Raw genomic sequence first — 22,531 nt, 5'->3', positions numbered from 1 at the left:
CGAACGCTCCTATGGCTGGTTACCGCGGCGACAATGCGAGCGAAGTGTGGATGCTTACGAAGTTGAGCTGTTGCGTCCGGATGCATGAGCCGTTGCCCGCCCCCCAGATTCGCGGTCGAGGAATCCAAGAGTCTCGTTCTGACGCAGCCCACATTGTGGAATATTCATGACTGACTCTATTCTTTCGGATCAGAAGCGCCACTACCTACCCCTTTGCCTATTCAAAGCCTGCGGGCCAGGACTTTGACGGCGAACCTGTCGCTGTCGTTTGACATTGCGGACTGGCGTGACACTTTTTATTTTCTGGTGACACTTCTTATTTCTAACATCACAATCCGGGTTCCCGCTCAAACACCATCTCCATCATTTACTTGACATCTAAACTATCGAAGACTAAATTAAGCTCGTAACCTACTCGAGGAACGAGCATGCGTATCGTCTGTATCGGGGGCGGCCCGGCGGGGCTGTACTTCGGGCTGTTGATGAAGGGTCGCAATCCGGCTCACGAGGTCACGGTAGTCGAACGCAACCGCCCGTACGACACGTTCGGCTGGGGCGTCGTCTTTTCGGACCAGACACTCGGCAATCTACGCAATGCCGACGCACCGAGCGCCGACCAGATTCTCGACGCGTTCAACCACTGGGACGACATCGAGATCCATTTCCGCGGCCAGCAGATCCGCTCGTCGGGGCACGGCTTTTGTGGCATCGGTCGCAAACGTCTGCTGAATATCCTGCAAGCGCGTTGCGAAGCGCTCGGCGTAAAACTGGTGTTCGAAACCCAGGTCACCGACGACTCCGTCTATCAAGCCGATCTGATCGTCGCCTGCGACGGCGCAAACAGCGCTGTCCGCCAGAAGTACGCCGCCACTTATCGCCCCGACATCGACATGCGCGACTGCCGCTTCGTCTGGCTCGGCACGCGCAAGCTGTTCGATGCGTTCACGTTCGCATTCGAAGAAACCGAATGGGGCTGGTTCCAGGCCCACGCGTATCGCTTCGACGACGAGACCTCGACGTTCATCGTCGAAACGCCCGAACATGTCTGGCGCGCGGCCGGTCTCGACAAGATGGAGAAGGAAGAAAGCATCGCGTTCTGCGAGAAGCTTTTTGCGAACTATCTCGACGGTCAGCCGTTGCTGTCGAACGCTGCGCATCTGCGCGGCTCGTCGCAATGGATTCGTTTCCCGCGCGTCGTCAATCAGGAATGGGTGCATTGGCGCAGCAACGAAGACGGTAGCACTACGCCGATCGTGCTGATGGGAGACGCGGCGCACACCGCGCACTTCTCGATCGGCTCGGGCACGAAGCTCGCACTCGAAGATTCGATCGAACTCGCCAACAGCATCCGCGCGCATAGCGACGATCTCGCCGCGGCGCTCACGCACTACACGGAGGTGCGCAGTGTCGACGTGCTGCGCATCCAGAATGCCGCGCGCAATTCCACCGAATGGTTCGAGCACGTCAGTCGCTATACGGCGCTCGAGCCCGAGCAGTTCGCGTACTCGCTGCTCACACGCTCGCAACGCATCTCGCACGAAAATCTGCGCGCACGCGACGCCGGCTATCTGTCTACGTTCGAAGACTGGCTTGCCGCACGTGCCGGTGTCGAACGGCCGCCGGCGAAGCGCTCCGTGCCGCCGATGTTCACACCGTTTACGCTACGCGGCGTCACGCTAAAAAACCGCGTCGTCGTCTCGCCGATGGCGCAGTACTCGGCGGTCGATGGTGTTGCAGGCGACTATCACCTGATGCATCTCGGCGCTCGCGCCATGGGTGGCGCCGCGCTAGTGATGGCCGAGATGACCTGCGTGTCGCCTGAAGCGCGCATCACGCCGGGCTGCCCCGGCATGTACGCCCCCGAACATCTGACCGCATGGAAACGCATCGTCGATTTCGTGCATAGCCAGACCGACGCAAAAATCGGCATCCAGCTCGGACATGCCGGTGCAAAAGCGTCGACACGCGTGAGCTGGGAAGGTATCGACCAACCGTTGCATGACGGCAACTGGCCACTCGTGTCGGCATCGCCACAGCAATATCTGCGCGGCGTCAGCCAGCAATCGCGCGAAGCGAGCGTCGACGAGCTGCGCGCAATTCAAGCGCAGTTCGTGCGCTCGACTGAAATGGCTGCGGCTGCCGGCTTCGACTGGCTCGAACTGCACTGTGCGCACGGCTACTTCCTGTCGAGCTTCCTGTCGCCGCTCACCAACCACCGCACCGACGAATACGGCGGCTCGCTGCAAAACCGCCTGCGCTATCCGCTGCAAGTCTTCGCGGCAATCCGCGCCGTATGGCCCGCAGATAAACCAATTTCGATCCGCATTTCCGCACACGACTGGGTCGACGGCGGCACCACGCCCGACGACGCCGTCGAGATCGCGCGTGCATTCAAGGCCGCGGGCGCGGACATGATCGACGTATCGTCGGGTCAGGTCAGCAAGAAAGAGAAGCCCGTCTACGGTCGCATGTTCCAGACGCCGTTCGCCGATCGCATCCGCAACGAAGCCGGCATTGCGACGATCGCGGTCGGCGCGATTTCGGAAGCCGACCACGTGAACAGCATCATCGCCGCCGGTCGCGCGGACCTGTGTGCGGTGGCGCGACCGCATCTTGCGAATCCGTCGTGGACGCTCAACGAAGCCGCCAAGATCGGTTATTTCGACGTTGCATGGCCGAAGCAATACACGGCGGCCAAGTCGCAACTCGAACGGAACTTCGAGCGCGAACGCGCCGTCGCGCTCGCGAACGCGCAACTGTCGCCGCTCGAAATCGCGCAACGCGCGGAAGGCACGGTATGAATACGAGCACGTCTAACTCATCGCTTGCCGGGCAGCATGCGGTCGTTACTGGTGGCGGCAGCGGTATCGGCGCTGCCACTGCGGCCATGCTGCTGCGCGCCGGTGTCCGCGTCACGTTAATGGGTCGCGATGCTGCAAGGCTTGCAACGCAGAGCGACAAACTCGCCGCACCGGACAGCGTCAACAGCGTGAGCGTCGATGTAACGCAGGAGGCCGCGGTCGAAGCGGCGTTCGCAGCCGCTACCGCCCGCTTCGGCCCCGTCGACATCCTCATCAACAACGCAGGGCAGGCACAAGCTGCGCCTTTCGCGGCAACCGATACCGCCCTGTGGCAACGGATGCTCGACGTCAATCTGACCGGCGTGTTTCTGTGCACGCGCGCCGCGTTGCCGGCGATGCTCGAGCGTGGCTTCGGTCGTATCGTCAATATCGCGAGCACTGCCGGCCAGACCGGCTATCCGTATGTCGCCGCTTATTGCGCGGCCAAGCACGGTGTGATCGGTCTCACGCGTTCGCTTGCACGCGAGGTCGCGACTCGCGGCATTACCGTCAATGCCGTGTGTCCGGGTTATACGGAAACCGAACTGCTGCAAGCCTCACTCGATCAGATCACGAAGAAAACCGAGCGCAGCGAAAAGGAAGCGCGCGATGCGCTGCTGCGCCAGAATCCGCAACGCCGTTTCATCGCCCCCGACGAAGTCGCGAGCACCGTGCTGTGGCTGTGCGCAGCAGGTTCCGAATCGGTCACGGGTCAATCGATTTCCATCTCCGGTGGAGAAATCACATGACGCAGGCCGCCAACGCAAAGAAGACCGCCGCCAGCGACGCCAAAGCCGCACGCAAAGGCGTCGCCAAACCCGCCGATAACGTCGTCGACCTCGAAATGAGCACCGGCGCCGACAGCCATATGGGGCTGCGTCTATGGCTGCGCATGCTGACCACGACGAACCTCGTGCAAGCGGAATTGCGCAGGCGCCTGCGCACCGAGTTCGATACGACGTTGCCGCGCTTCGACTTGATGGCGCAGCTCGAGCGCCACCCAGAAGGCCTGAAGATGACCGAACTCTCGCGCCGTCTGATGGTGACGGGCGGCAACATCACCGGCATTACGGACCAGCTCGAAAACGAAGGATTCGTCGTGCGGGACGTCGATCCGAACGACCGCCGCTCGATCAGCGTGCGACTCACGCCAGAAGGCCGCGCGTCATTCGACAAGATGGCGATCGCACACGAGCAATGGGTCGTCGAACTGTTCGGCGGTCTCGGCCTCGATGAAAAATCGCGGATGCATCAGCGTCTCGGCAAGCTCAAGAAGCATCTGCTCGACAACGTCGAGCGCTGATGCGCACGCACTGGGGGAACAACCCATGACTTCACCCGATACCGGCTCGCTCGTCGACAAGCTGCTTGCGGGCAATCGCACGACGCTCACCGGCTACGCTGCGCAGCATTTCGGCTGGCGGGTAGTTGACGGCGTCGCGACTGTCACGCTCAATCGCCCCGAACGCAAGAACCCGCTGACGTTTGAGTCGTACGCTGAACTGCGCGACCTGTTTCGCCAGCTCGCCTATGCCACCGACGTAAAGGCCGTCGTAATCCACGGCGCCGGCGACAACTTCTGTTCGGGCGGCGACGTGCACGAGATCATCGGGCCGCTGATCGATCTGCCGATGCCCGAACTGCTACTGTTCACGCGCATGACCGGCGACCTCGTGAAAGCGATGCGCCATTGCCCTCAACCGATCGTCGCAGCCGTCGACGGTGTCTGCGCTGGCGCCGGCGCGATTCTCGCGATGGCCGCCGACCTGCGGCTCGGCACCGCACGCAGCAAACTCGCGTTCCTGTTCGCGCGCGTCGGTCTTGCGGGCTGCGATATGGGCGCGTGCTCGATCCTGCCGCGCATCATCGGCCAGGGGCGCGCAGCCGAACTGCTGTTCACCGGTCGTTCCGCAAGCGGTGACGAAGGCTACGCGTGGGGCTTCTACAACCGCTTGTGCGAGCCGGATGCGCTGCTCGAAGAAGCCGCGCGCCTCGCCGCCGACCTTGCTGCAGGACCGACATTCGCACACGGCATCACGAAGAAGATGCTGCACCAGGAATGGAGCATGAGCATCGACGAAGCGATCGAATCGGAGGCGCAAGCGCAGGCGATCTGCATGAACACTCGCGATTTCGAGCGTGCGTATCGTGCATTCGCTGCGAAATCGCGCCCTGTGTTCGAAGGAGATTGATGTGAGCGCATCCGTTCAAACCGATCTGCACAGCGCGCTCGCGTGGCCGTTCTTCGAGGACCACCACCGTGCCCTCGCCGCCGACATCGAAAGTTGGGCCGCCACTCATCTGCGCGACGTGCCGCATGATGATGTCGATGCGACCTGCCGCAAGCTCGTGCGCGATCTCGGCGCCGCTGGTTGGCTGAAGTACGGCGTCGGTGGCACGGCCTATGGCGGTCACGGCGACGGCATCGATGCACGCGCCGTCTGCCTGCTGCGCGAAACGCTCGCGAAACATTCCGGACTCGCCGACTTCGCACTCGCGATGCAGGGACTTGGTTCCGGTGCGATCTCGCTGGCAGGCACGCATGAACAGAAGTCGCGCTACCTGCCGCGCGTCGCGAACGGCACTGCCCTCGCCGCCTTTGCACTCTCTGAGCCGGACGCGGGCTCCGACGTTGCAGCGCTTGCGCTGTCCGCGCGCCTCGACGGCGACGCGTGGGTACTCGATGGCGACAAGACGTGGATTTCCAACGGTGGCATCGCCGATTTCTACGTGGTCTTCGCGCGCACCGGCGAAGCGCCGGGCGCACGCGGCATCAGCGCGTTCATTGTCGACGCCGATACGCCGGGCCTGCAGATCGCCGAACGCATCGATGTAATCGCGCCGCATCCGCTCGCACGGCTGCATTTCGCAGGCGCACGCGTGCCGCGCAGCCATCTGCTCGGAACACCTGGCGAAGGCTTCAAGATTGCGATGCGCACACTCGATATCTTCCGCACCTCGGTGGCCGCCGCATCGCTCGGCTTCGCACGCCGCGCGATGGCAGAGGGACTTGCTCGCGCCGCATCGCGCAAGATGTTCGGCCAGACGCTCGGCGATTTCCAGCTGACGCAGGCAAAACTCGCGCAGATGGCGTTGACGATCGACAGCAGCGCTCTGCTCGTCTATCGCGCCGCATGGCTGCGCGATCAGGGCGAAAACGTCACACGTGAAGCCGCGATGGCGAAGTGGCACGCGAGCGAAGGCGCCCAGCAGGTAATCGACGCAGCCGTGCAGCTGTGGGGCGGCATGGGTGTGCAAAGCGGTACCGTCGTCGAAACGCTGTACCGAGAGATCCGTGCGCTGCGCATCTACGAAGGCGCGACCGAAGTGCAGCAGTTGATCGTCGGGCGCGATGTGCTGAAGGCGCACGCCGCAAGCATGGAGCAAGCGCGATGAACGCCGCGACGTTCGACATGCCGGTGCGCATCCGCTTCGGCCATTGCGATCCGGCCGGCATCGTGTACTTTCCGCATTACCTGGTGCTGACCAACGCGCTTGTCGAAGACTGGTTCACCGACCGCCTCGGCATCGACTACGCGCATCTGATCGCGCAGCGCCGCACCGGTCTGCCGATCGTCAAGCTCGACTGCGAGTTCTCGCGCCCGAGCCGGATGGGCGAGACCGTTACGCTGTCGCTCACGCTCGCATCGGTTGGTCGTCGTTCGCTCGGCATCGACATCGTGTGCCGGTGCGGCGACGAGTTGCGTTTTCGCGCGCATCAGGTGCTGGTCACGACTTCGCTTGAAAGCGGTCGCTCGATCGACATACCCGGCGATATCGCGACCGCACTCGCAGCACTCGCACCGACATCCCTCTCTACCGACACTACCGATAACGAGGAAACCCGCTCATGAAACAAGCTCTTCTGCCTGCCGGCTGGACACCGCCGCGCGGTTACGCGAACGGCGTTGCGGCTAGCGGCGTTCAGGTCTTCATCGCCGGTCAGATCGGCTGGGACGCGCAAAACAACTTTCACACCGATGCATTCGCCGAGCAGGCCGTCCAGGCATTGCAGAACGTCGTCGCCGTGCTGCACGAAGCCGGTGGCAAGCCCGAACATCTGGTTCGCATGACCTGGTACATCACCGACAAGCGCGAGTACCTTGCCTCGCTGAAGGACATCGGCCGTGCGTTCCGCGAGCTGATCGGCGACTACGACATCGCCATGAGCGCAGTCCAGGTCGTCGCGTTGATCGAGGATCGTGCGAAGGTCGAGATCGAAGCCACCGCAGTTATTCCCCACGAAGCGCAGTAACGCCCGGGAGCCTCTGATGGAACCGTCTGCACACGTCGACACTTTTGCGCGCGATCATCTGCCGCCGCAGTCGCAATGGCCGGTGTTTCTGCTCGATAATCCGGACCTCGCTTATCCGGCGCGCTTCAACTGCGCGACCGAACTGCTCGACCGTACGATCGAAGCGGGACATCGCGACCGGCCGGCGATCTGGTCTGAAGTCGACGGCAAGCCGCACGCGACGACCTATGGCGAACTGCTCGCACTGGTGAACCGCACAGCACACGTACTGACGGACAAGATGGGTTTACAGCCCGGCAATCGCGTGCTGCTGCGCGGACCGAATACGTTGCAGATGGCGGTGGCATGTCTCGCCGCGCTAAAGGCAGGCCTCGTCGCCGTACCGACGATGCCGTTGCTGCGCGCCAAGGAACTCAAACAGATCGTCGACAAGGCCGAAGTCTCGGTTGCACTGTGCGATGCCCGGCTCGCCGATGAACTGGCGCGTTGCCGCGATCCACAAGACGAGTTCTTCTGCCCCGGGCTCACGCAGGTTTGCCTCTTCCACGACGACGCGCCCGATTCGCTCGACACACTCGCCACTACACAACCCGACCATTACGACGCGTGCGACACCGCCGCCGACGATGTCTGCCTGATCGCATTCACCAGCGGTACAACTGGCGCGCCGAAGGGCTGCATGCATTTTCATCGCGACGTGCTCGCGATGTGCGATCTGTTTCCGCGCCATGTGCTGAAGCCCTCCGCAGATGACATCTTCTGCGGTACGCCGCCGCTCGCGTTCACGTTCGGACTCGGTGGGGTGCTGTGCTTTCCGCTGCGTGTCGGTGCATCGACTGTATTGATCGAGAAGCTGACACCGGAGACGTTGCTGCAAACCGTCGAACGCTTTCGCGCAACCGTCATGTTCACCGCGCCGACCTTCTACCGGCAGATGGCGCCACTGATCGGTCGCTTCGATACATCGAGTCTCGTCAAGACGGTATCGGCCGGCGAAGCACTGCCCGACTCGACACGCGAATTGTGGCGCAATGCGAGCGGGATCGAGATGATCGACGGTATCGGCGGGACGGAGTTAATCCACATCTTCATCTCGTCGGAAGGCGCGAACGTACGGCCGCATGCCATTGGTCGCGCGATACCGGGTTACACGGTGTGCGCGGTCGACGACGACATGCAGCCCGTGCCACCCGGCCAGATCGGTAAGCTCGCTGTGCGCGGACCGACCGGTTGCCGCTATCTCGCCGACGACCGGCAGTTGAAGTTCGTGCGCGACGGCTGGAATCTGCCTGGCGACGCGGTCTATCTCGACGAAGACGGCTACGTGTTCTACCAGGCGCGCGCCGACGACATGATCGTTTCATCGGGCTACAACATCTCCGGGCCGGAAGTGGAAAGCGTGCTGATGCAGCATGCGGCCGTCGCGGAGTGCGGCGTGATCGGTGTGCCCGACGAAACCCGCGGACAGATCGTGAAGGCATTTGTCGTGCTGCATCCGGGCTTCAACGCAGGCGACACGCTCGCCACCGAGTTGCAGGACTTCGTCAAACGCACCGTCGCGCCGTACAAATACCCGCGCGTGATCGCCTTTGTCGAGGCGTTGCCGCGCACCGAAACGGGCAAGTTGAAGCGCTTTGCATTGCGCACGATGTAACGCACCGATGTAGCGACGCATAGCCGGACAAATAGAGCCACGGCTCGGTCGGGTGTCGATATGATGGTGCCTCGCCGCCACTCTCCCGAGCCGCCATGCTGACTGTCCATCACCTGAACAACTCCCGTTCGCAGCGCGTCCTGTGGCTGCTCGAAGAACTCGGTGTGCCGTACGAGATCAAGCGCTACGAGCGCGATCCGAAGACGATGCTCGCGCCGCCCGAACTGCGTGCGATCCATCCGCTCGGCAAATCGCCGGTCATTACCGACGACGGGCAAACCATCGCCGAATCCGGCGCGATCATCGAATACCTGCTGGACCGCTATGGCAACGGCCGGCTCGCGCCGCCGGCGGGCACGCCCGAACGCCAGCGCTTCACCTACTGGATGCATTACGCGGAAGGATCGTTGATGCCGCCGATGCTGCTGAAGCTCGTTGCGTTGCGCATCGCGAGCGCGCCGATGCCGTTCTTTGCGAAGCCGATTGCGAGGAAGATCTCCAGCACGCTGCAATCTAGCTTCGTCGATCCGCAGATCGGACTGCATCTGTCGTATATCGACGATGCGCTGCGACCAACTGGCTGGTTTGTTGGCAACGATCTCAGTGCCGCCGATATCCAGATGAGTTTTCCGCTCGAGGCTGCTACAGCGCGCGGCGGCTTCAAGGACAAATTCCCCGCGCTGAACAGCTTCGTCGAACGGATTCATGCACGGCCCGCGTATAAGCGCGCGCTCGAACGCGGCGGTCCGTACCAACTGCTGAGCTAACCGCTAACCGTTCGCCGCATCCAGCTGCGCACGCTCGCTCGGCGCAGCCGGCTCGGGCAACGTGAACAGCGACAGAAAACGCTTCACCGCCGCCTTGTTGCCTTCGATCTGAACATCGCCGGCGCGCAGCGCTTCGTCGAGCTTACGTCCACCGTAAGCGATTGCAGCAAGCGTATCCGGATCGCTTTCGATAATCGCATCGGGTTGGTCCGCGTTGCCGCGCCCGATCGTCAGTTGGCCGTCGTCGATCCGCGCATCGAAGCGGTACGCGCCCATTCGCAGTTCATAACGGGCGTCGAGTCCGGCCGCCGCGTCCTCGTCGAACATCGTTCTGAACGACAGGATCAGCGAATCGATGCTCATCGGTAAATCGCGTGGCAGCGTCGGCGAGCGAGCGCCCCAGCGCCCTAACTCCATCATGATCGGACCGAGTTCCTGTCCCCATTCAGTCAGCTCGTATACCCACACGCCCGCCGGCGGCGGCAGCTGACGCCGACGTACGACGGCTGCCAGCTCCAGCTCGTCGAGACGCTGCGTGAGCACATTCGGGCTAATGGTCGGCAGGCCGGCGCGCAGATCGGTAAAACGCTTCGGCCCGAGAACCAGTTCGCGCACGACGAGCAGCGCCCATCGTTCGCCGACCAGATCGAGCGCATGCGAACTTGCGCAACCGTCGTTATAGCTTCGTTTGATGGCCATGACACCGTCGCTCAAAAGACATACTGTGCGGCAGTATAGCCCACCAATCCAGGATCAGGAATCGTTAGTTGTTTTTTAGGAGTAACGAGTGCTAGACTGGAATTTCCCTATCCTGACCAGGAGTTGATCATGTCGAGACCCGATCCGTACCTGATGTTCGACGGCACTTGCGCAGAAGCCATGCGTTTCTATGAACGCACGCTGGGCGGCAAGATCGAGGCCATGCTGAAAACCAGCGACACACCGATCGCGCACCAGATGCCGGCCGCCAGCGCCGGGCGTATCATGCACGCGGCACTCGAATTCGATGGCGGGATGTTGATGGCGTCGGACACGATGATGGGCGAGCCGTATGAAGGCATGAAGGGTTTCATGCTGGCGCTGCGGTATTCGACCGTTGCCGAAGCGGAACGCGTCTTTGCCGCACTCAGCGAAGGCGGTAACGTCACGATGCCGATGCAAAAGACCTTCTGGGCCGAATCGTTTGGCATGGTGGTCGATCGCTTTGGTACGTCGTGGGCAATCAACGGTGTGCCGGTCGCACCCGATGCGCTGTGCAAGCAATCGTAGGTGTCACACACAAAACGTAGGAGCAACTGCATGACCCACAATATAGAGGGCCGCAAGCGCTGGCTCGCGCTCATCGTGCTCTGTCTCGGCGTGCTGATGATCGTGCTCGACACGACCATCGTCAATGTCGCGCTGCCGTCTATCGCAGCCGATCTCGGCTTCTCCGAGACCTCGCTTGTGTGGGTTGTGAATGCGTACATGCTGACGTTTGGCGGCTTTCTGCTGCTCGGCGGGCGCCTCGGCGATCTGTATGGGCACCGCAGGCTGTTTCTCGGCGGCATCGTGCTGTTTACGGTTGCGTCGCTTGCGTGTGGGCTCTCGAATTCGCAGGTGCTGCTGGTCTGTGCGCGCGCCGTGCAGGGGCTGGGCGGCGCGGTGGTGTCGGCGGTATCGCTGTCGCTGATCATGAACCTGTTCACCGAACCCGCCGAACGCGCGAAGGCGATGGGCATCTACGGCTTCGTGTGCGCGGGCGGCGGCAGTATCGGTGTGCTGCTCGGCGGGCTGCTGACCAACGTACTGAGCTGGCACTGGATCTTCCTCGTCAATCTGCCTATCGGCATTGCGGTCTACGCGCTGTGTATCGGCCTGCTGCCCGACGGCCGTGGCCATGCGGAAGGCGAAAAGCTCGACGTGGCCGGTGCCGCAACCGTGACGGTGTCGCTGATGCTCGCGGTCTATGCGATCGTCAACGGCAACGAGGCAGGCTGGACCTCTGCACAGACGCTCGGACTACTGGCCGCCGCTGTCGTGCTGTTTGCTGCGTTCCTGCTGATCGAGGCACGCGTACAGCATCCGCTGATGCCGCTTGGCCTGTTCCGCCTGCGCAACGTCGCGGTGGCCAACGTGGCTGCTGTGCTATGGGCCGCGGCGATGTTCGCGTGGTTCTTCATCTCGGCACTGTATCTGCAACGCGTACTCGGTTACCGGCCGCTGCAGGTCGGCCTCGCCTTCCTTCCCGCCAACGTGATCATGGCGTTCTTCTCGCTGGGTCTGTCGGCAAAATTCGTGATGCGCTTCGGTATCCGCATACCGCTCGCCGTGGGGCTGGGCATCGCTGCCGTGGGGCTGTTGCTGTTTGCTCGCGCACCGGTCGATGGACACTTCGTCGTCGACACCTTGCCCGGCATGCTGCTGCTCGGCTTCGGTGCCGGCATCGCGTTCAACCCAATGCTGCTCGCCGCCATGAGCGACGTGGAGCCGGGCGAGTCGGGTCTTGCTTCGGGTATGGTCAACACCTCGTTCATGATGGGCGGCGCACTCGGCCTCGCCGTGCTGGCAAGTCTCGCTGCCGCGCGCAGCGAAACGCTCGCTGCAGCGCACGCGCCGGAAGCGGTGGCGCTAAACGGCGGTTATCACGTGGCGTTCGTGTTTGGCGCGGTGTTTGCGGCGCTCGCAGCACTCGTGGGTGGGCTCTTTCTGCGCGTCGGCCTGCACGCAGGTGCGCCCGAAGCAGCACACGGCGCGCAGGCCGACGACACCGGTGCGGCAACCGGCAATACGTGACACGAAGGGGCGGTGCGCGGCATCGCCCTTCGCGTCAGCTTCATCTGAGCAAGATCGATCAAATGAGCGGCAACGACGCTAGCTATGCTGGCTTCATGCTGACATGAGAGTTGACGATGAACCCGGTAGGCAAGGCACTCTGGTTTATCGAAAGCCACTTCGCGAAAGAGCTGACGCTCGATGACATCGCGAACGGCGGATGCGTGTCGCGCTTTCATCTGGCGCGCGCATTCGAAGCGGCAACCGGCTACCCCGTGATGCGCTATGTACGCGGACGCCGGTTGACGGAAGCGGCCCGGCACCTGGCCGACGGTGCGCCGGATATCCTGGCGGTCGCGGTCGAAGCGGGCTACGGCTCTCATGAGGCATTCACGCGCGCGTTTCGCGAGCAGTTCGGGCTCACGCCCGAGGCGGTGCGCGCACAGGGCCGTGTCGACGGTCTCACTCTCATGGAGCCGCTCAGAATGAATCAAACCTTGCTAACCGATCTGGCGCCGCCGCGCTTCGAAACAGGTGCTCCGCTTTGCATCGCGGGGCTCAGCGAACGCTACACGTGCGACACCAGCTCCGGCATTCCCGCGCAATGGCAACGCTTTTCCGCTCACTTCGGCAACGTATCCGGCCAGGTCGGTATGGTCGCGTACGGCGTCTGCTACAACGCCGATGAAAGCGGCAATTTCGACTACATGTGCGGCGTCGAAGTACGCGATTTTTCTGGCGTGTCGGCGCCCCTGACGCATCTGCGGATTCCCGGGCAGCGCTATGCGGTGTTTGCGCATCGTGAGCATGTTTCGACGATCCGCCGCACGTGGAGCACGATCTGGAACAAGTGGCTGCCGGAGTCGGGCCATGCGCCCGCCGACGCGCCCTCGTTCGAGCGCTACGACGAAGCGTTCGATCCCGTCACCGGTATGGGTGGCTTCGAAATCTGGTTGCCGCTGAGAAGCTGACGCTCAGGCCGCGGCAGTCGCCACCCGCAGCGACTCCACGCCCCGCAGGTTATTGCGCGGATGCCAGATCAACTGATCCAGATTGGTCGGTTGCATGTCCGGAAAGCGACCCAGCAACGCGCCGATCGCCACTTCGATTTCAAGCTGCGCGAGCCGCGCGCCGAGGCAATAGTGAATGCCGCCGCCAAACGCCAGTGACGGCACATTGCCCTCGCGGCTGAAATCGAGCTGATCGGGATGCGCAAACACCGCGGGATCGCGATTCGCCGCGCCGACCAGCATGAACACGATGGTTCCGCGTGCGAGGGTAGCGTCACCGATCGCGACGTCCTCGAGCGCGGTACGTACCACCATCTGAACCGAGCTGTCGTAACGCATGCATTCCGTGATCGCCTTCGGAATCAGTGCTGGGTCGCGCTTGAGCGCAAGGAGCTGCACCGGCTGACGGAACAGTGCGATAAATGCATTGCCGATCATGTTCGACGTGGTTTCGTGGCCGGCGATGAACAACAGGATCACGTTCGAAATGATTTCCTCGTCGCTCAGCGTTGCGCCGTCGTCCTCGACGCTCACCAGCGACGAAATGATGTCGTCGCCAGGGCTGGCACGCCGCTGCTCGACCACTTGCCGGAAATACCATTCAAGCGTGAGCGCGGCTTCGTTTGCCTCGGCTAGCCGCGCTTCGTCGAGCGGCGCGAGATCGAATGCGGCGATCAGACGGCTGGCCGCCGCGCCGAGTTTCAGGCCATCCGCCGGCGAAATACCCAGCAAACGACAAATGATTTCAACCGGCAACGGCAACGCGTATTCGGCGACCAGATCGAATTCGGCCTTCGAGCCAATCCTGGCGAGAAGATCGTCGCTCGTCATCTCGACGATTTCCCTCAGCTTTTCAATCTGTTTCGCATTGAAAGCCTTCATCAGAAGCGTTCTCAACCTGGTGTGAGAAGGCGGATTCATCATCAGGAAGGTCCGGCTCAATGCCTGAAACACCGGGTACTGGGTCGCCGCCTCCCCGTAACGCACGCTCACACTTTGCAGATAGGTTTTGCCCATGCGCCGGTCGCGCAGCAACGCATCGATGATTTCAAAGCGGCCCGTCACCAGGACGTTGGGCGCAACGGGCAGCAGCGGGCCCGCTTCACGCACCTTCTCGTATATCGGGTAAGGATCGGTGAAAAAGGCCGGCGATGAAAAGCTTGCGAAATTCATCATGCAGGTGGATTCCAGAAAGACGGTTGGACGATCGTTCGCGCTGCATACATCAGCGATAACGGTTGGCGAGCCCATTTATTTCACTACCGCAGCGGATTTTTACCGAAGAAGGTCTGTTTCCGCACCGCCTTCTTTGTATCTCAATGTATCTGCACCGCTCGCCGGTACACAACGATTCGCTAGCGCCCATTGCGGACATAAGCCAGATACGTCCCGGGAGCCAAATACCTCCAAGCCAGTTTATCTGGCTTTGCTAACCCGAAACGCAGACGGGTGTTTGCGTCCAGAACCATTCTCTTGAGGTGAAAATCATGAAAGTCATTCAATCGCTCATCGTCGCTGCTGTTGTTGCTCTCCCGGCCCTGTCGTTCGCACAATCGAATCAACCGTTGACCCGCGCGGAAGTCCGCGCACAACTGGTCGAACTGGAACAGGCCGGCTACAACCCCTCCAGCGATCAAACGCAATATCCGGCGAACATCCAGGCAGCTCAGGCACGTCTCGATGCCCAGAAGGGCCTGACGGCATCGTCGTATGGCTCGGCAGCGGCAGGCACCTCGGCGTCGGGCTTCCACTCGTCGGAAGACAACGTCGTCGGTCTCGGCCCGATTTACGCCAAGCCGTAACGTGAGGCGTAAGGTCCGGGCGGTGGCGCTCCCGCTCGCCCGGTCTTACGAAATGTTGCTTCAGCTGTCCGGTGCGTGCGTTTCGTGCACCGTCTCGCGCATTGTCGTGCATTTCCACCTGCGCTTTCCTGGCTTGAACGTCGGCTTGCTCTGCGGTCTACGGTGACGACAGGGGTGGGTGACGCGTCTTCTCCCCAGGCGAGCGTGGGCTTCGCAAAGCTCATCGATCTACACAAGGGGAATCACCATGTCTGACCAGATCAACAACCGGCGGCGGCGTCTGCTCGGCACGACGATGGCCGGTATCAGCCTGATGGAACTGGGGTTGAGCGGACTCGCTCGTGCGCAGTCCACCGACACGCCTGCGGGCTCCCACACCGTTTCGTTCGAGAACCTGCGGCAAGTCAACGCGGGCACGCTCAGCATCGGCTACGCGGAAGCGGGTCCGCAGAAAGGACCGGTTGTTATCCTGCTGCACGGCTGGCCCTACGACATTTACAGCTTCGCCGAGGTCACGCCGCTGCTCGCGGCCGCCGGCTACCGGGTCATCGTGCCGTATCTGCGCGGGTATGGGTCGACACGGTTTCTCTCTGCCGATACGCCGCGCAATGGTCAACAGTCAGTCATTGCAGTAGACATCATTGCGCTGATGGACGCGCTGAAAATCGACCAGGCTATTTTCGGCGGCTTCGACTGGGGTGCGCGCACGGCAAATATCATCGCCGCATTGTGGCCGCAGCGCTGCAAGGCGATGGTGTCGGTGAGCGGTTATCTGATCGGCAGCCAGGAAGCCAACCAGACACCGCTGCCGCCGAAGGCCGAGCAGACATGGTGGTATCTGTTCTATTTCGCCACCGAGCGCGGCCACGCCGGCTACGACGCAAACCGCCACGATTTCAACAAGCTGATCTGGCATACCGCATCACCCAAATGGAATTTCGACGATACAACCTACGAGCGTTCCGCCGGGTCGTTCAATAACCCCGATCATGTCGCGGTGGTGATTCACAACTATCGCTGGCGTCTGGGGCTCGTTAAAGGCGAAGCGCAATACGACGACCTCGAGCAGCGCCTGGCGAAGGCGCCGACTATTTCCGTTCCGACCATCACGATGGAAGGCGATGCCAATGGTGCGCCACATCCGGACCCTACGGCTTATACGAAGAAGTTCACGGGCAGGTATGCGCATCGAAACATTGGCGGTGGCATTGGGCATAACCTGCCGCAGGAAGCGCCGAAGGCGTTCGCCGATGCGGTCATCGATGTCGCGCGTTTTTAGGTTGAAGGTTTAAACGAACAACCGCTTGGGTTGTGCTGTCGATGCGTGAGCAAGTCGTCTACAAAGAGCCGGGCCGCAGCGATCCTGTCTATCGCTGCGGCCCGTCTTTTCGTTGCGGCGCTAGCCCGGCACCACGCGATGCGCGCGTTAGCTCTTCTGAGCAAGCAACGCCTGAATCGCCGCTTCCGTCTGCGCGTAGTCGCCCTCACCGAAGTGCGTATAGACCACCTGCCCTTTCTTGTCGATCAGATAGAACGCGGGCCAGTACTGGTTATCGTAGGCACGCCACGTCGCGTACTGGTTGTCCTGCGCCACCGGATAAGTGATGCCGAAACGCTTGATCGCTGTCTTGACGTTGTCCGTATCGCGCTCGAACGGATATTCGGGTGTGTGGACGCCAACGACAACCAGTCCCTGATCCTTGTACTTCTGGTTCCAGCTTTTCACGTAGGGCAGCGTGTTGATGCAGTTGATGCACGTATAAGTCCAGAAATCGACCAGCACGACCTTGCCGCGCAGCTTCTGGATAGTGAGCGGGTCGCTGTTCAGCCATGTCGAGATGCCGGTGAATTCGGGTGCGGCCGAGCCACTCTTGTGCGGTTCGGCGACGCCCGCGGTGCCGGTGGCCGCCGTTGCGGCGATGGTGGCCGCCGCTGCAGCCAGGGTGGTGGCAACCGCCAGTTTTTGTAGTCGATTGAGCATGTCACAGTCCTTTCAGGGTAGGGAATAAGGCGCCAATCCGCGCGGCGATCGACACGTCGTGCTGGCGATCGATGGCGAGCGCGGTCAGCATCACCGGCGGGATGCAAGGTGACGCGATCGTCAGCAGCCCGGCTAGGAGGGCAAGTGGAAATTCAAGGAGGCTCTGCATGACCGGCGTTCCAGCAAGCGATGGCTGTATTGGAACGTCGGCCGGTATCTGGCTTGTGTCGAGCACACCGTGCGAGTGCAACGCTTTGTGTATGGCGGCGGACTGGATACATTGCGCGACAAATCGGCGGTCGGGCAAGGTTTCATGGGCAAAAAAAGACCTCCTGAGAAAGGAGGTCATTCAATAAACGAGTGGGCAGCTTCTGAGGCTTGACTGAGAGATGTCGCAGAGGGGTCCCACACATGCCCACCTCTTCATTCTAGGAGTCCTGCAGGCGAAAACTGTAACGCGTGCCATTCAATCTTTCAGGTCACACGGCTCCAGTCGGCTTGACGACGGCATTTGCAATAAAGGCATGCATTATTTCCATTTTTATGATTATATAAAGCGATAAATAAATATGATTACAATTCACCAAATAATTCGACATCGAATCGATATCATAATGTCATGCAAGAATGGCCCATTGCAAAAAGACACAATCGAAAAAGCGGTTCGTCATTTTACAAAATAAGTCTTTGTTCAGGCAGTGATTTGCCATAGAAGGTAAACCTTTTTCGATCGCATAGATCGCCGGCGTGGCAGAGGCGATCGTGCTCTATGGCGGTTTCTTTGTTACCCATTCTGGAGGGGTATGTCCTTATCCGAAGGGGTTCCCGGACATGCGTCGGGGGTAAATTTCCCAGCATTGAGTGCCGCAGACAATGCGTTGTGACACGCACGTTTGCCTTCTAGATTTCATAGCGAAATTTATCGACCGGCATAAAAAACATCTGCGGCACATTCCAGTGAAGCATTTACGAAAACAAGTTGCCAGGCGTCTATTGTTTACCTAGGTTTTTACAAGTAACAAAGTAGATAAGCCATCCTTAGCATGCGATTAAATTAATTGGTCTGTTACATCTTCTTAATTTATTTGATCTGGAGCTGGCACAAAATGAACAAGACATACCGGTCAATATGGAGCGAGGCCGCCGGAACATGGGTCGCCGTGTCGGAACTTGCCTGCACGCGAGGAAAACCTACAAAATCGAAAGCCGTCCAGGCTATCGCCATGGCGGTGGCGATATTGGGCATCCAGGCGAACGTTGTTTATGCGCAATACCAGGCGGGTAACGGTTCGACCACATCGTCGGGAAGTGTGGCTATCAGCGGGGCCGGTGGGGTTGCTGCTACGGCGAGTGGCGGTTATGCGACCGCACTGGGTGGTCAGGCTAGTGCCACTGCGACTGGGACAACGGCTATTGGCGCCGGGTCTACCGCTAGCGGGACCAGATCCACTGCGCTCGGATTCCTGAATGTTGCTTCCGGTACCAACGCGGTAGCCATTGGTAACTTCTCCACCGCAAGCGGTCTCGCTTCAATTGCCCTCGGTACGACCGCGGTCGCGACTGATACCGATACGGTAGCCATTGGCGATGCGGCGACTTCTAGCGTCATTGGCGGTGTGGCGATTGGCCGTCTTGCCAGCTCAGCCGGTAGCTTCGGAATTGCTATCGGGCAATCAGCGTCTGCCTCCGCGAGTAACAGCATCGCCTTCGGGCAGAACGCCTCATCGACTGTTGCCGGTTCGATCGCACTCGGCAGCAATGCCGTTACGACAGCTACGCCTTCGGCTGCTACGGGTGGAACCGGTACGGTGAGCAGCACGACGATCGGCGCTACCACGTATGGCTCGTTTGCGGGCACCAGCGGTGCCGCCGGTGTCGTGAGTGTCGGAGCCGCGGGGACCGAGCGACGCGTGCAGAACGTTGCTGCGGGCCTGATCGGCGCAGGTAGTACCGATGCTGTAAACGGCAGCCAGCTGTATTCGGTCGCGAGTACGTTAGGGACTAACATTACCTCGCTGTCGACCTCGGCCTCGACAGGTATCGTTAGCCTGTCGACGAGTCTGAGCACGACCAATAGCAACGTCACGAGCTTGTCGAGTTCGACTTCAAGCGGCATCAGCAGCCTCTCGACCGGCCTGAGCACAACAAACAGCAATGTAACGAGCCTCTCGACGTCGACTTCAAGCGGCATCAGTTCACTGTCAACTGGTGTAAGTTCACTGTCCACCTCGACATCGACTGGTATCACCAATCTGTCGACTTCGACTTCTAGCGGTATTGCTTCGCTATCGACCGGTGTGAGTTCGCTGTCCACCTCGACCTCAACCGGCATCACCAACCTGTCGACTTCGACTTCTAGCGCCGTCGGGTCGTTGTCGACTGGTGTGAGTTCGTTGTCTACGTCGACTTCAACTGGCATCACCAATCTGTCGACTTCGACTTCTAGCGGCATCGCTTCACTATCGACTGGCGTAAATTCACTGTCCACATCGACCTCGACCGGCATCGGCTCGCTGTCGACCGGTGCGAGTTCACTGTCCACCTCAACTTCAAGCGGTATCGCTTCACTGTCGACCGGCGTAAGTTCACTGTCCACATCGACTTCGACCGGCATCGCTTCGCTGTCGACTTCGACTTCAACCGGCATCGGCTCGCTGTCGACTAGTGTGAGTTCGCTGTCCACCTCAACTTCAAGCGGTATCACTTCACTTTCGACCGGAATAAGTTCACTGTCCACGTCGACTTCGACCGGCATCACCAGTCTGTCGACTTCGACTTCAAGTGGAATCGGCTCGCTGTCGACTGGCGTGAGTTCGCTATCCACCTCAACTTCAAGCGGTATCGCTTCACTGTCTACCGGAGTAAGTTCACTGTCCACGTCGACCTCGACCGGCATCACCAGCCTCTCGACTTCGACTTCAAGCGGAATCGGTTCGTTGTCGACCGGCGTAAGTTCGCTCTCCACCTCAACTTCAAGCGGTATCGCTTCACTGTCGACCGGAGTAGGTTCACTGTCCACATCGACCTCGACCGGCATCACCAGCCTGTCGACTTCGACTTCAAGCGGCATCGCTTCGTTGTCGACCGGAGTGAGTTCGTTGTCCACCTCAACCTCAACCGGCATCATCAGCCTCTCGGCTTCGACATCAAGCGGCATCGCTTCACTGTCGACCGGAGTGAGTTCGTTGTCTACGTCGACTTCGACTGGCTTTACCAGTCTGTCGACCGGTCTGAGCACAACGAACAGCAACGTAACAAGCCTGTCCACTTCGACTTCGAGCGGCATCGGTTCGTTATCAACTGGCGTAAGTTCGCTGTCCACCTCGACTTCGACCGGCATCACCAGTCTGTCTACCGGTCTGAGCACGATCGGCAGCAACGTAACAAGCCTGTCCACTTCGACATCGAGCGGCATCGGTTCGTTATCGACCGGCGTAAGTTCGCTGTCCACATCGACCTCAACCGGCATCAACAGCCTGTCGACCGGGGTGACTTCACTGTCCACGTCGACGTCGACTGGCATCACCAGTCTGTCCACAGGACTGAGCACAACGAACAGCAACGTGACGAGCCTCTCGACTTCCACGTCAAGCGGCATCGGTTCCCTGTCGACCGGCATAGAGTCGCTATCCACATCGACCTCAACTGGCATCAACAGCCTGTCGACCGGAGTGACTTCACTGTCTACGTCGACATCGACCGGCATCGGCAGCCTGTCCACCGGCCTGAGCACGACGAACAGCAACGTGTCGAGCCTGTCGACCGGCCTCAGCACCACTACGAGCAGCATCGGCAGCCTGTCGACTTCAACCTCAACCGGCATCAGCACCCTGACGAACAACGTCACCTCTCTGTCGACGGGACTAAGCACGACGAGCAGCACAGTAGCGAGCCTCTCGACGCTGACCTCGACCAGCATCGGCTCACTGTCGACTGGAGTGGTCTCACTGTCCACCGGTGTCGCCAATTCGGTCCAGTACGACGACCCGTCGCACTCAAGCGTGACACTCGGCGGAGTCGGTGCAACTACACCGGTCAGGCTGACCAACGTTGCCCCAGGCGTGAACCCGACCGACGCGGTCAACGTGAGCCAGGTGTCCTCGCTGTCGACCTCCGTGGCCTTTGCGATCAACTCGCTGTCGACGGGTCTGAGTACCACCAACAGCAATGTGAGCAGCCTGTCGACATCGACCTCGACCGGTATCGATTCGCTATCCACGTCGAGTTCGACGGGCATCGGCTCGCTGTCGACCAGCATCACGTCGCTGTCGACCGGAGTCAGCACCACGATCGGTAGCCTGTCGGCATCGACCTCGACCGGCATCGGCTCGTTGTCCACCGGTGTGAGCTCGCTCTCCACCACGGTAAGCACCGGACTCAGCACGATCACCAGCGCGATTGCCAGCGGTGCCGGTGGAAACGGCGTAGTCCTGTCCAGCCTGTCGACGTCACTCGCGCCGATCAACGCCGCATCCACGACCGCGAGCTCACGCGGTGCGACCATCGGCGCCACGCTCACGGGTGGTGTCGACTCGTCCGGTGCAGTCGTCTCGCAGGGACGCACCAACAACAACACCTCCACGCAGGCCGTACAGGCTTCCGGTTGCGGTGTGGCCAACGGCACGGATACGACGGCAACCGGGTTGTGTGCGGGTGCGGGCACGATTGCCGGGGTCAATGGCGCCAAAACCACCACGGTAGCCACTGGCGCAACCGCGTATGGCTCGCAGTCGCTCGCACAGGACACGAACAGCACGGCAATCGGTTTTCGCTCGACTGCGCAATTCAACGGATCGGTTGCCATCGGTTATCAGGCCCAGGCGATCGCCGACCCAGCGACAGCAGTTGGTGCCAACTCGCTGGCTTCGGGCAACAACTCGGTGGCGCTCGGCGCCGGGGCTCAGGCAACCGGAAGTGGAGCGGCGGCGCTCGGTGCGGGTGCGCAAGCCACCGCTCAAGGCGCGGTCGCGCTCGGTACGAATTCCGTTGCGGACGAGGCCAACACGGTATCGGTCGGCTCGCCAGGGAACGAGCGTCGCATTACCAATGTGGCCGCCGGCATCAACCCAACCGACGCGGTCAACGTGTCTCAACTGGAGAGCGTGCAGGGCAACGTCAACGACGTAGCACGTCGTTCGTACTCGGGTATCGCGGCTGCCGCTGCTCTGGCGATGATTCCAGAGGTCGATCCCGGCAAGACCTTGTCAGTCGGGTTTGGGTCGGGGAATTATCAAGGCTACTCGGCGGTTGCGTTCGGATTTACCGCTCGCGTTGCCGAAAACATCAAAGTGAAGGGAGGGGTTAGCGGCGGCGGTGCGGGCACCGTGTTCGGGGTGGGTGCCGCATACCAGTGGTAATGCACTGAAGCATCGGCGGGCATCGAATGGTTTATTCGATGCCCGCCCAGGTTTCGCCATGAAGATACTTCGCATCACGTCTCGCACATTGCGCGAGCGAAGCGCGCGTCG

19 protein-coding genes and 1 pseudogene are annotated in these 22,531 nt (G+C 61.0%); 16 read left to right on the top strand and 4 right to left on the bottom strand.

Annotation, left to right across the window (positions count from 1 at the left end; all coding sequences use genetic code 11):
* The first annotated feature begins 428 nt into the window (after positions 1 to 428).
* The 9 genes from M0D65_RS19005 to M0D65_RS18965 all read left to right on the top strand — a co-directional run bounded on the left by M0D65_RS19005 (position 429) and on the right by M0D65_RS18965 (position 9,516).
* Positions 429 to 2,801 carry a bifunctional salicylyl-CoA 5-hydroxylase/oxidoreductase gene (locus M0D65_RS19005; RefSeq protein WP_266254057.1) on the top strand — a complete coding sequence of 791 codons (2,373 nt, stop codon included), beginning with the start codon at positions 429 to 431 and terminating at the stop codon, positions 2,799 to 2,801.
* Positions 2,798 to 3,589, top strand: coding sequence for an SDR family NAD(P)-dependent oxidoreductase (locus M0D65_RS19000; RefSeq protein WP_266254056.1), 792 nt, complete (start codon positions 2,798 to 2,800; stop codon positions 3,587 to 3,589). The genes M0D65_RS19005 and M0D65_RS19000 overlap by 4 nt, the downstream gene beginning before the upstream one ends.
* Positions 3,586 to 4,143, top strand: a complete 558-nt coding sequence (locus tag M0D65_RS18995; protein WP_266254055.1) for a MarR family winged helix-turn-helix transcriptional regulator — start codon at positions 3,586 to 3,588, stop codon at positions 4,141 to 4,143. The genes M0D65_RS19000 and M0D65_RS18995 overlap by 4 nt, the downstream gene beginning before the upstream one ends.
* A gap of 25 nt (positions 4,144 to 4,168) precedes the next feature.
* Positions 4,169 to 5,032 (top strand): enoyl-CoA hydratase family protein, encoded by an 864-nt coding sequence (locus M0D65_RS18990; protein ID WP_266254054.1) that lies wholly within the window; start codon positions 4,169 to 4,171, stop codon positions 5,030 to 5,032.
* A gap of 1 nt (position 5,033) precedes the next feature.
* Complete coding sequence (locus M0D65_RS18985) at positions 5,034 to 6,236, top strand: acyl-CoA dehydrogenase family protein (protein WP_266254053.1); 1,203 nt, start codon at positions 5,034 to 5,036, stop codon at positions 6,234 to 6,236.
* Positions 6,233 to 6,694 (top strand): thioesterase family protein, encoded by a 462-nt coding sequence (locus tag M0D65_RS18980; protein WP_266254052.1) that lies wholly within the window; start codon positions 6,233 to 6,235, stop codon positions 6,692 to 6,694. Before M0D65_RS18985 ends, M0D65_RS18980 begins: the two co-directional genes overlap by 4 nt.
* Positions 6,691 to 7,095 carry a RidA family protein gene (locus M0D65_RS18975; RefSeq protein WP_266254051.1) on the top strand — a complete coding sequence of 135 codons (405 nt, stop codon included), beginning with the start codon at positions 6,691 to 6,693 and terminating at the stop codon, positions 7,093 to 7,095. Before M0D65_RS18980 ends, M0D65_RS18975 begins: the two co-directional genes overlap by 4 nt.
* A 16-nt stretch (positions 7,096 to 7,111) precedes the next feature.
* Positions 7,112 to 8,749 carry an AMP-binding protein gene (locus M0D65_RS18970; RefSeq protein ID WP_266254050.1) on the top strand — a complete coding sequence of 546 codons (1,638 nt, stop codon included), beginning with the start codon at positions 7,112 to 7,114 and terminating at the stop codon, positions 8,747 to 8,749.
* Positions 8,750 to 8,844: 95 nt separating this feature from the next.
* On the top strand, positions 8,845 to 9,516 hold the full coding sequence (locus M0D65_RS18965; RefSeq protein WP_091008616.1) for a glutathione S-transferase family protein: 672 nt from the start codon (positions 8,845 to 8,847) through the stop codon (positions 9,514 to 9,516).
* 3 nt (positions 9,517 to 9,519) lie between these two features.
* Here M0D65_RS18965 and M0D65_RS18960 read toward each other — a convergent pair whose 3' ends face one another.
* Positions 9,520 to 10,215, bottom strand: coding sequence for a helix-turn-helix domain-containing protein (locus M0D65_RS18960; RefSeq protein ID WP_266254049.1), 696 nt, complete (start codon positions 10,213 to 10,215; stop codon positions 9,520 to 9,522).
* Between the two features lie 129 nt (positions 10,216 to 10,344).
* Here M0D65_RS18960 and M0D65_RS18955 point away from each other — a divergent pair, with 129 nt between their 5' ends.
* The 3 genes from M0D65_RS18955 to M0D65_RS18945 all read left to right on the top strand — a co-directional run bounded on the left by M0D65_RS18955 (position 10,345) and on the right by M0D65_RS18945 (position 13,241).
* Positions 10,345 to 10,785, top strand: a complete 441-nt coding sequence (locus M0D65_RS18955) for a VOC family protein (protein ID WP_266254048.1) — start codon at positions 10,345 to 10,347, stop codon at positions 10,783 to 10,785.
* 30 nt (positions 10,786 to 10,815) lie between these two features.
* Positions 10,816 to 12,291: a DHA2 family efflux MFS transporter permease subunit gene (locus M0D65_RS18950; RefSeq protein ID WP_266254047.1), complete on the top strand. Its 1,476-nt coding sequence runs from the start codon at positions 10,816 to 10,818 to the stop codon at positions 12,289 to 12,291.
* Between the two features lie 116 nt (positions 12,292 to 12,407).
* Positions 12,408 to 13,241, top strand: coding sequence for an AraC family transcriptional regulator (locus tag M0D65_RS18945; protein ID WP_266254046.1), 834 nt, complete (start codon positions 12,408 to 12,410; stop codon positions 13,239 to 13,241).
* Positions 13,242 to 13,244: 3 nt separating this feature from the next.
* Here the strand turns inward: M0D65_RS18945 and M0D65_RS18940 are convergent, their stop codons facing one another.
* Positions 13,245 to 14,453 carry a cytochrome P450 gene (locus M0D65_RS18940; protein ID WP_266254169.1) on the bottom strand — a complete coding sequence of 403 codons (1,209 nt, stop codon included), beginning with the start codon at positions 14,451 to 14,453 and terminating at the stop codon, positions 13,245 to 13,247.
* Positions 14,454 to 14,767: 314 nt separating this feature from the next.
* Between M0D65_RS18940 and M0D65_RS18935 the strand changes: the two genes are divergently transcribed.
* Entirely contained in the window at positions 14,768 to 15,082 is a 315-nt protein-coding gene (locus M0D65_RS18935; protein WP_091008631.1) for a DUF4148 domain-containing protein, read from the top strand.
* 247 nt (positions 15,083 to 15,329) lie between these two features.
* Positions 15,330 to 16,361, top strand: a complete 1,032-nt coding sequence (locus tag M0D65_RS18930) for an alpha/beta fold hydrolase (RefSeq protein ID WP_266254045.1) — start codon at positions 15,330 to 15,332, stop codon at positions 16,359 to 16,361.
* A 147-nt stretch (positions 16,362 to 16,508) separates the two neighbouring features.
* Here the strand turns inward: M0D65_RS18930 and M0D65_RS18925 are convergent, their stop codons facing one another.
* Both M0D65_RS18925 and M0D65_RS18920 read right to left on the bottom strand, forming a co-directional pair.
* Complete coding sequence (locus M0D65_RS18925) at positions 16,509 to 17,063, bottom strand: thioredoxin family protein (RefSeq protein ID WP_266254044.1); 555 nt, start codon at positions 17,061 to 17,063, stop codon at positions 16,509 to 16,511.
* A gap of 1 nt (position 17,064) precedes the next feature.
* Positions 17,065 to 17,412, bottom strand: a complete 348-nt coding sequence (locus M0D65_RS18920; RefSeq protein WP_266254043.1) for a hypothetical protein — start codon at positions 17,410 to 17,412, stop codon at positions 17,065 to 17,067.
* A 757-nt stretch (positions 17,413 to 18,169) separates the two neighbouring features.
* Here M0D65_RS18920 and M0D65_RS18915 point away from each other — a divergent pair.
* Both M0D65_RS18915 and M0D65_RS18910 read left to right on the top strand, forming a co-directional pair.
* A pseudogene (locus M0D65_RS18915) lies at positions 18,170 to 19,042 on the top strand (ESPR-type extended signal peptide-containing protein); the annotation flags it as partial.
* A gap of 1,959 nt (positions 19,043 to 21,001) precedes the next feature.
* Positions 21,002 to 22,420, top strand: coding sequence for a YadA family autotransporter adhesin (locus M0D65_RS18910; protein WP_266254168.1), 1,419 nt, complete (start codon positions 21,002 to 21,004; stop codon positions 22,418 to 22,420).
* Positions 22,421 to 22,531 lie beyond the last annotated feature (111 nt).

It is taken from the genome of Paraburkholderia sp. CHISQ3, from assembly GCF_030464945.1.
Lineage (GTDB): Bacteria > Pseudomonadota > Gammaproteobacteria > Burkholderiales > Burkholderiaceae > Paraburkholderia > Paraburkholderia megapolitana.
The sequence above is the reverse complement of the archived record's forward strand: the minus strand, read 5'-3'. Positions and strand labels throughout refer to the sequence as shown.

Excerpts from the sequence above, each read along its gene's own strand:
- M0D65_RS18950 (WP_266254047.1), top strand. The coding sequence starts at position 10,816 with ATGACCCACAATATAGAGGGCCGCAAGCGCTGGCTCGCGCTCATCGTG.
- M0D65_RS18990 (WP_266254054.1), top strand. The coding sequence starts at position 4,169 with ATGACTTCACCCGATACCGGCTCGCTCGTCGACAAGCTGCTTGCGGGC.
- M0D65_RS18955 (WP_266254048.1), top strand. The coding sequence starts at position 10,345 with ATGTCGAGACCCGATCCGTACCTGATGTTCGACGGCACTTGCGCAGAA.
- M0D65_RS18925 (WP_266254044.1), bottom strand. The coding sequence starts at position 17,063 with ATGCTCAATCGACTACAAAAACTGGCGGTTGCCACCACCCTGGCTGCA.
- M0D65_RS18935 (WP_091008631.1), top strand. The coding sequence starts at position 14,768 with ATGAAAGTCATTCAATCGCTCATCGTCGCTGCTGTTGTTGCTCTCCCG.
- M0D65_RS18960 (WP_266254049.1), bottom strand. The coding sequence starts at position 10,215 with ATGGCCATCAAACGAAGCTATAACGACGGTTGCGCAAGTTCGCATGCG.
- M0D65_RS18980 (WP_266254052.1), top strand. The coding sequence starts at position 6,233 with ATGAACGCCGCGACGTTCGACATGCCGGTGCGCATCCGCTTCGGCCAT.
- M0D65_RS18975 (WP_266254051.1), top strand. The coding sequence starts at position 6,691 with ATGAAACAAGCTCTTCTGCCTGCCGGCTGGACACCGCCGCGCGGTTAC.
- M0D65_RS18930 (WP_266254045.1), top strand. The coding sequence starts at position 15,330 with ATGTCTGACCAGATCAACAACCGGCGGCGGCGTCTGCTCGGCACGACG.
- M0D65_RS18970 (WP_266254050.1), top strand. The coding sequence starts at position 7,112 with ATGGAACCGTCTGCACACGTCGACACTTTTGCGCGCGATCATCTGCCG.
- M0D65_RS18945 (WP_266254046.1), top strand. The coding sequence starts at position 12,408 with ATGAACCCGGTAGGCAAGGCACTCTGGTTTATCGAAAGCCACTTCGCG.
- M0D65_RS18965 (WP_091008616.1), top strand. The coding sequence starts at position 8,845 with ATGCTGACTGTCCATCACCTGAACAACTCCCGTTCGCAGCGCGTCCTG.
- M0D65_RS18920 (WP_266254043.1), bottom strand. The coding sequence starts at position 17,412 with ATGACCTCCTTTCTCAGGAGGTCTTTTTTTGCCCATGAAACCTTGCCC.
- M0D65_RS19005 (WP_266254057.1), top strand. The coding sequence starts at position 429 with ATGCGTATCGTCTGTATCGGGGGCGGCCCGGCGGGGCTGTACTTCGGG.
- M0D65_RS18940 (WP_266254169.1), bottom strand. The coding sequence starts at position 14,453 with ATGAATTTCGCAAGCTTTTCATCGCCGGCCTTTTTCACCGATCCTTAC.
- M0D65_RS18995 (WP_266254055.1), top strand. The coding sequence starts at position 3,586 with ATGACGCAGGCCGCCAACGCAAAGAAGACCGCCGCCAGCGACGCCAAA.
- M0D65_RS19000 (WP_266254056.1), top strand. The coding sequence starts at position 2,798 with ATGAATACGAGCACGTCTAACTCATCGCTTGCCGGGCAGCATGCGGTC.